This window comes from Gemmatimonadota bacterium (assembly GCA_026706345.1).
In the GTDB taxonomy this organism is placed as follows: domain Bacteria; phylum JAAXHH01; class JAAXHH01; order JAAXHH01; family JAAXHH01; genus JAAXHH01.
In genome coordinates this window covers 1-8,002 of the sequence record JAPOYX010000251.1, presented here as the reverse complement: position 1 = coordinate 8,002, position 8,002 = coordinate 1, and the positions used below count along the sequence as shown (strand labels likewise).

At 61.4% G+C, this 8,002-nt stretch carries 8 protein-coding genes; 1 reads left to right on the top strand and 7 read right to left on the bottom strand.

Features of this window, described 5'->3' with window-relative positions; all coding sequences use genetic code 11:
• On the top strand, positions 1–464 hold a 464-nt coding region (locus OXG98_17955; GenBank protein ID MCY3773895.1), incomplete at its 5' end, for a hypothetical protein.
• Between the two features lie 164 nt (positions 465–628).
• On the opposite strand, the gene OXG98_17950 is transcribed toward OXG98_17955, so the two are convergent.
• From OXG98_17950 to OXG98_17920, 7 genes are all read right to left on the bottom strand, one after another.
• On the bottom strand, positions 629–1,480 hold the full coding sequence (locus OXG98_17950) for a sulfurtransferase (protein MCY3773894.1): 852 nt from the start codon (positions 1,478–1,480) through the stop codon (positions 629–631).
• Positions 1,481–1,506: 26 nt separating this feature from the next.
• Entirely contained in the window at positions 1,507–3,612 is a 2,106-nt protein-coding gene (locus OXG98_17945) for a helicase-associated domain-containing protein (GenBank protein ID MCY3773893.1), read from the bottom strand.
• 175 nt (positions 3,613–3,787) lie between these two features.
• Complete coding sequence (locus tag OXG98_17940; GenBank protein ID MCY3773892.1) at positions 3,788–4,228, bottom strand: (2Fe-2S) ferredoxin domain-containing protein; 441 nt, start codon at positions 4,226–4,228, stop codon at positions 3,788–3,790.
• The gene (locus OXG98_17935; protein MCY3773891.1) at positions 4,225–4,500 is read right to left on the bottom strand and encodes a hypothetical protein; all 276 of its coding nucleotides are present in this window, start codon (positions 4,498–4,500) and stop codon (positions 4,225–4,227) included. Before OXG98_17935 ends, OXG98_17940 begins: the two co-directional genes overlap by 4 nt.
• On the bottom strand, positions 4,487–5,869 hold the full coding sequence (locus tag OXG98_17930) for a PepSY domain-containing protein (GenBank protein ID MCY3773890.1): 1,383 nt from the start codon (positions 5,867–5,869) through the stop codon (positions 4,487–4,489). Before OXG98_17930 ends, OXG98_17935 begins: the two co-directional genes overlap by 14 nt.
• Entirely contained in the window at positions 5,866–6,912 is a 1,047-nt protein-coding gene (locus OXG98_17925; protein ID MCY3773889.1) for a PQQ-binding-like beta-propeller repeat protein, read from the bottom strand. Before OXG98_17925 ends, OXG98_17930 begins: the two co-directional genes overlap by 4 nt.
• The coding region (locus OXG98_17920; protein ID MCY3773888.1) for a GTP-binding protein at positions 6,900–8,002 on the bottom strand (1,103 nt) is incomplete at its 5' end. The genes OXG98_17925 and OXG98_17920, both read right to left, overlap by 13 nt.

The window sequence follows — 8,002 nt, the reverse complement described above, 5'->3', positions numbered from 1 at the left end:
GCCCAATCATTGGAAGCCTCAGGTTATTAAAGGAAGTCAGTGTCTACCAGAAATTCGGATATACTATCCCACAGCTAGTAGCTCATCCTTCTGAAGAAGCTGAGTTACTTTTAAAAGATGGCTACTATGTTAGAGTTTATGGAACAGGCGACCAAAAACCGGTAGATGTGGAATCAGGATCCAAGATTGTACTTAGTGCCTATTTCACTCGACCGGACACACCAGTTGTAGAGTATTCTGAAAGAGCTTATCAAGTGGCAATGTCGAATCATGCCGACTTTGAGGGAACCTTAGAGTATGTGAAAGCTACCAACGCCGAATTCGTTGTAACCGACAATACCAGAGGGGGGAAGGGATTTCAACTAGCTAGTGCAATCACACAACGATTGGGTATTGCAGCAAGACCATCTTCAAGTATAGAAAGCCGCGAATGGGGCGGAGTCCAGCATGACATCGGAGAGTGAATCTAGTTTTAAACTATGTGCTAGGCGGCCACCACATACGCATGCTTCTGCCCGTGCAGATTTTGGTCGAGGTTTTGTTTGTTGATTCCTTCCTAGTAATCTCTGTGTCATTCCAATTCAATTAGAGAAGTCTATATCGAAGTCGAAATAACGCCTAGTGAACTTCACCCCTCCCCCGTCCCGATTGGCCGGTCCTCGTCGGTAATCCATTCGCTCCAGGAACCGGGGTAAAGTACGGCATCGCCCAGGCCCGCGTGGGCGATGGCGAGCAGGTTGTGGCAGGCCGATACACCCGATCCGCAGTAGTTTATGGCGCGGTCGGCCAGCACCCCGCCAAATAACCCCTCGAATCTCCGCCTCAGCTCCTCCTGCGACCGAAAACATCCGTCTTCCCCCAGGTTCACATCGAAAGACGCGCATGTGGCGCCCGGGATATGACCGGCCACGGGATCGATGGGCTCCTGTTCGCCACGGAAGCGCTCCGGCGTGCGAGCATCCAGGACGGCCCAGTCCGCATCCTTCCGGTGCCGGTCGACGCCGTCCACGTCGGTGACGAGGTTTGCCCGAACGTTGGGCACGAAGGTGCGCGGCGTCACTTCCCCTACTTCTTGCGTGACCGGCAGTCCCGCCCCGGTCCAGGCCGGCCAGCCGCCGTCCACAACGGCGACGGCGTCGTGACCCAGCCAGCGGAGCATCCACCATACCCGGGCAGCCACCGAACCGCCCGCACCGTCGTAAACCGCGACCTGCACGCTTCCGTCGATTCCTAACCGCGAGAAGACCTCTACGGCCCGTTCCACGGTAGGCAGCGGATGGCGGCCGGTTTCTCCGGGAATGATGGGTCCGGAGAGGTCGTCGTCCAGGTGGGCGTACAGGGCGCCGGGGACGTGGCCTGCACCATACTCACGAGCGCCCTGACCCGCGTCGGCCAGGGAGAACCGGGCGTCGATCACGCGCCAGTCCGGGTCCTGGTGATGCCGGTTCAGCGTGTGTACGTCGATCAGCGTGGTATGCATGGTCGGTCCTCCACTCGGCGGAACGTTCAGCTGTCGCCTGCCTGTTCCTCGTACTCGTATACGATCCGGATCGCCCGGATGTTCGCGATCTTGAAGGCGTGCACGTCACCCTCGGGTATGCGGTGCGCCTCGATGAAGGGAGTGCCCCGGGTCCGCTCGATGCGGATGGGCTTGATCCGGTGCAGGAAGCTGCGGCTTCGGTTGCCCAGGTAGTATTCGATGACGGCCCGGTGATTGTTCTTCACCGCCATTTCCAGGAGTTCTTCGGTCTGCCCGGGAGACAGGTACTGCAGGTTGGCGGCCTGCTCGATGTGCGGGGCGTTCCGGTCGGCCCCGCCCGATCCCCGGTGCAACTGAAAGCCGGGCAGGCAGTCCCCGAATCCGAGGACCGGCTTACGTTTGGATTCAGGGGGTGCAGGCTGCGCGCCGTCCGCGGGAGGATCGCTTCGGTCGGTAAGGCCGCTTCGGTCGGAATGAACGCTTCGGCCGGGTTGACCGCTTTGCTCCCGCGGTTCTTTTGGGTCTGAACGCAGGCCGTTCCCGTTGCCGGATCGGGCACGCTGCACCGCATCTCCAGCGTTAGGACCCGTAGCGGCCTCCGCTGGTCCAACAATGCCCGACCTCGGCATGTAGCCCTGTTTCTGCAGCAGGTCCATCAGCTCCCGGTACGTCTTGCGTTCCACGATCAGTGCGTCGGGGGCAACCTCGCCCTTGATGTAAGGCGCGAGTTCCCCGTGGGCCTTGATGTGGCTGGCGATCTCGGCGCTGGCTGTCCGGAGGAGGAAGGTCTCCATGAAATACACCTGGCCGTACGCATCGCCCCACGACTGGATCGAGTACGCGACGTTCTGGGGCACGTCCTTCTCGGAATGGTCCGCCAGGAAAGTGTTGACGTCCGCGCCGGACATGTCCGTGTTGGCGGCCCGGTAGATGGTATCGCGGGTAACCCGGTAAGTCAGCGTGAGATCGACCTTTTCGAGGTCGGCGAAGCGTTCGAGTTTTTCCCGGATCCTCAGGTCCAGGTCCCGGGGCGCGATGATCTCGAAGGTGGGCTGGACGACGAACCGCGTGCTCCAGGCCTGATCGTCCGGCCAGTCCTGCCCGCCAAATACGTGCCGTCCCGCCGGCGTGATCACCAGGCCGCCGCCGGCACCGTTATTGCCGTCGTACTGACGCAGGAGACCGATCCATTCGAGCTCGCGCAGCGCGGCGAGGATCTCCGCTCTTTCCTCGTCGCTGAAGGCATCCGTCCGCACGTGGGGAGATGAACAGGCCAGCACGCAGCGCAGGATCTGGTCCAGGTCCACCTGCGCGAAACCCACGCATAGTTGAAGGATGCCCGGCAGTGCGGATATCGCGGGAGAACGCGCCCGGTCCCGGGCGTGCCAGAAGGACAACAGGTTCGCCAGTTTTTCGGTGGTGGGCTGCTCAAGCCACGACTCGAATTCACTGTCGGCGCGGAGGCGTCCGTCCTCTACGCGCGTCAGTCCTCGCCACTGTGCATAGTCCATGACGAAGCGCATCTGTTCGGGGGTTTCCTCCGCCGGATCCGGCAAGCCGTTTATCACGGCTTCCTGCCGTTCCACCATGGCGTCGAGTGCCCGTTTGTAGGGCAGGCCCCGGTCCGTGAGCCGAGCAGGGTTGTGCCGCAGGCCGTTCACCAGGGCGAAGACGTTTCGGACCGCGGTGAGGTCCCGGCTTTCGTCGTCTTCCGATTTCCCCACTTCCGTCGAGAAAAACCCCGCCAGCCGGTCCGTGAAATTGCGGATCAGCATGTCCCGGAGGTCTTCCGGCACGGTGAAGTCGACCGTGCGGTACGCCGGCCGCCGGCCGATCACGAGCCCCCGGTTCAGCAGTCCGTGGAGTTGTTCGATCAACCCGTCGTTGGAGGGATTCCTCGTGTCGTAGACCCGTCCTGCCTCTCCGGCCGACAGTATGGCCAGCAGGATCTCCCGGGCTTCTTCGCTCAGATCGTCCACGCACTGATCGATGTACCCCGGCTGGAAGACCTGGTCCGTGATTTCGCGGATCAGCCGGGCGCGGGAGATCATGCCGGGCTGCACGCCGAGGGTGACGGCCATGGATTTCAGGTCGTCCATGGGCAGGGCGGCGAGGTAGTCCTGGAGGATCAAAGGATCATTCCCACTCGATGGCAAACGAGCGATGCTTGCACTGCGAATTCTGTGATTTGCTTGCTTGTGGCCGGAGCGAACGAGGACGGCCATCTGCCGGCTAAAAGCCGCCGGACAGGTACCAAGAGGTCCGGGCATGTAGCATTCCCCATAGTTATAAGAAGTTACATGTCCGCTAGACCGGGTCAACTCCATTCTCATGATGGTGGGAAACGGCGAACCGTTCAAACCGGTGGCGATTCAGTTCGGCAGGCAGTTCGATCAGCACACCCGCATCACGTGAGGTTTTGGCCCATGACAGGAGCAAGTCGTAATGCCTTTGTTCCTGGAGGCCGCCAAACCACTGCATCCCCTCGGGCGAGATGACACAGAAGACATTGGCCAGGTCGCACGGACCAAGGCATCCGGAGATCGTCAATTGCACCGACCTGTTCAGTTTTTCTTCATTCCACTGCTGCTTAAGCCAGTCGCGGGGAAACGGTGGGAACCCCTTGTCTGTCTGGCCGCAGCAACAGCCTTCACAGCACACGACCTGGCCAAGAACGCGGCCTCGACCTGTAGCCAGTGCGTCGAGTTTGCTGAGTGATTCGCGGATGCGTTGGGTCTGAGCATTCATGCTTTTTTCACGCGATAACGTTTACGTATGCGAAGCACACGCCGCCAGGACACGATGACGGAGGTTGTAGAGAACAGGAAACCGGCTCCGCACAGCACGATCACCACCACGTCCCAAACGGGGCGATTGTCGATGAGAAAGCCGAAGTCCAGGCTGTGAAGGCCGTTGTAAAGCCAGCGTTTCGCGCGCCCGGTCTCCGTGAGTTGATTGATCAGCTCACCGGTGGTGAGGTCGATGTGGTACCAGGTTGCGTTGGCATCATCGAAGCGCACCCGCAACACGGGTAGTGGACGCCACCGCTGGTGATGGGAGTAGTAATAGAGATCGTAATCCGTAAGCCGTTCGATGTAGACGGTCCGGTGGCCGGCCATGCCCCGCTTTATTTGCGTGAGGACGGATTCCTCGAGACTGCCCTGCTCCGATGAAGTCAGCATTTGACGTTGGCCATCGCCGGTGACGGCATAGGCATAGGGTGAACCACCCAGCCATTGCCACACCAGTTCGCGCGTGTCTGTCGGGAAACTCAGGCCGCGGCCAGACGGCATTTCCAGGCTGTGACCGAGTGAGTCGTAGACAGACCCCGTCCAGATGGCTGCGGACGGTAGCGGTGCCGACGGCGAGCGCACCGACATGGGTCGTGCCGCTGGAGACTGCATCGACATGGGTGGCGCCGACGTCGAATGCGCCGTAGGTGGGCGTGTCCAGATAGGCGGCGAGGGCGCCGACGGTGGGCGTGTCTCGGTAGGCGGCGAGGCGATCGCCGAAGGGAATGTCATCGTCAAACACCCCCCAGGGATTCATCGACAGAAGGCCGCTGAGCAGGAAGGTGGTCAGCGGTATCACGAAAATCAACCCCAGAATATGGTGTAGTTTCAGCGTGCCCCGGTAGGGAGTCACATCTTTGCCGCGGTAACGCCTGCGAAACCTCAATCGCAGAAAGCCGATCACCGCACCGGTGACCATGGATACCAGGCCGGCGAGTGAGAGCACCACGACCACCCAGTGCCAGACAGAGACATGCTGGCGAAGCTGCACAGGGTAGATCCAGTGTAGGTTCGCCCCCAGCCAGTTCCAGCCGCGCTCCAGCGCGTTAGTATCGCGTACCACTTCCCCGGTCACCGAAGAGACATACAGTTCAGTACCGGCCGGATCGTTCAATGCCACCGAGTGAAGCGGCCGATGAGGATGAAGGCTGCTGGACACGGACCACTGGTCCACGAGCAGGAGTGCCTTGTGCACCGGTTGTATCGATGAGAGGCCGGTTGAGTGGACATAAACGCGGCTTGCGTGAACGGCGTCTTCATCGTCTATCTCACCGATCACACCGCCGTTGTCGGCAAACAGACCATGGTGGTTGCCATCGCCGGTACGCAGGAGCCAGGCGGGCCGTCCAAGTACGGTGGTAAGGCGCAGTTCCTCGATGGTCTGCGCCGGATCAAGGCACTGCAACAGTTCAGCAGGTCCGGTCCACAGTTTATCCGGTTCAAGTACCGGCAGCGCGGCAAGACGTTCCGCCCGTGTCAATTGCGGAAAACCGACATACATCATCACCACGCCGGAGAAGAACCACATGGCCACGAGCAGGCACATGCAGATCCCCAGCCAGCGGTGGCCGAGATAGAGCCAGCGTTTGTACTTCACCAGTTTTTCACTCGCCAGACCGTCACGCCGCCCTGCGCATCGAGCGCGGCGAGGGCACCCCCGTCCGGCCGCCAGTGCAACCCGGCGACGACATCCGCCACGTCCCCGGACCCGATCAGATCTCCTTCTCCATCTCGCTGCAGCGACCACGCAGCCACGGTCCCATCGCGGCCTCCCGATGCCAGGTTTATCGCTCCGGGCGCGAAGGAAAGTACGGTGATGAACTGAGCATGGTAGTCCAATACGCCGGGCCGCGTGCCTTCCGGACCCCTACCCTCGAAGCTCCAGACCGTAACCGCCTCCCCTCCGCCAGTGGCCAAAAGGGTGCCGGTGTCATCGAAGGCAAGGGCCGAAGGCTTGCCCGGATATCCGGACATCATGGAGTCCTTTCCCGTGTCTCGACGCCAGAAGTGCACCGAGTTGTCCTGGCTGCCGCAGGCCACGATGCCCCCGTCCGGGCTCAATACCATCGACACCAGGGACCCCTGCCATTCCAGCTTCTGTCGAGGCTCGCCGATGATCGCGTCGAAGAACGTCACGCGACCGTAACAGGCCGTCGCCAGCTCTGCCGCGCCGGACCAGGCGATCGCGCTGACGGTGCTCGGATGGGCGTCCGATCGCCAGACCTCCGTGCCGTCCACGGTATATACGTATACGTGCCTGGAGCAGGATATCGCCAGCCACTGGCCGTCCGGCGACCACGCCACGTTTTCCACCCAACTGTTTCCGACGTCGATGGCCCGGCTTACCTGACCATCGGAGGCAGACCAGATTATGACTCGACCGTCCTGCCCGGCCGTAGCGAACGCGGTTCCGCCCGGGTGGATCGACACTGCGAGCACACCGCCCTCATGAACCTCGTGGCTTGCCCACGCGGTCGCGCCGGACTTGCTGTCGAACGCGTAGACGCTACCCGCGGTGTCACCGATCGCCAGCGCCTCACCGCGCAGTATCCAGCCCCCGGCGATGGGGTAATCACCGACCGACGCAGACCAACCTCGGCGAATTACACCGTCCGGGTTACCGTCGTTCAAACCAGACATGCGTTGAACCCCTGTCGCATGTCCTGCTCATCGAGGTTGCGGCCGATGAAGACGAGCTGATTGTGGTGGGGCTCATCCCCCCATTCTCGATCCGGCTGGCCGTCAAAGAGCATGTGAACCCCCTGGAAGACGAAGCGACGGGACTCGCCCGCGAGGCTGATGAAGCCCTTCATTCGGAAGATGTCCACCCCGCGTTCCATGAGCAGTGTACTAAGCCACTTGTTGAGCCGGTCGGGATCGACGTCGCCCTCCCGCTCGATGGCGATCGAACCCACTTCGTCGTCGTGCTCATGCTGTGCGACCCAGGTGCGCTCGACCTCCTGCCTGAGTACCGATCCTTCCCCGTTCTTCAGTTGGAGATCGAACTCTTCCGCGGTGTGCTGGGCGTAGAAGCCGACCCGTGCCTGCGTATCGACCTCCAGGAAGAACGACTTGCGCCCCGTGGAATCAAGCTGGAGGTTTACATGCTTGCTAATCGGTATCTCTTCGCCCGGGCGAATGTCCACCGCAGGTTCGGCGTACCGCCGCACACACCACTCCGCACCCTCACGAAGCGCACCGTCATCCGTGCCCTGGCCGGGCACGACGACGAGCGACATCGCCGGATCGGGTCCATCGGCGAGGCTGAGTTCGTAGCGACCGGTATCGAGCGAGTAAACGCCCGTCCATTCGAACGGGTATTCGGGCTCGAGGAAAGTGGGACGACGCTCGAGTACGTCGTCCAGGTCGAAGGCGTCGAGGTTGAGTACCGTGTCGACGGAGACGTTCGCCCGTTCGCTGCGCACGACTTTCGCCATCCGGTTCATTTCCCGGAGCTGCGATTCGAGCCGGTCGAGTACCTCGTCGTCGACAAGGTCCGTCTTGTTGAGCACCAGGACGTCCGCAAACGCGATCTGCTCGGTGCTTTCGTCGCTTCGACCAAGCTGTTGCTCGATGTGGGCGGCATCGACGAGCGTGACGATGCCGTCAAGCGCGTACTCCTCGCGAATCTCGTCGTCCATGAAGAAGGTCTGGGCCACCGGACCGGGGTCGGCAAGCCCCGTGGTCTCCACCAGCACATAGTCGAACTTGTCGCGGCGCTTCATGAGAT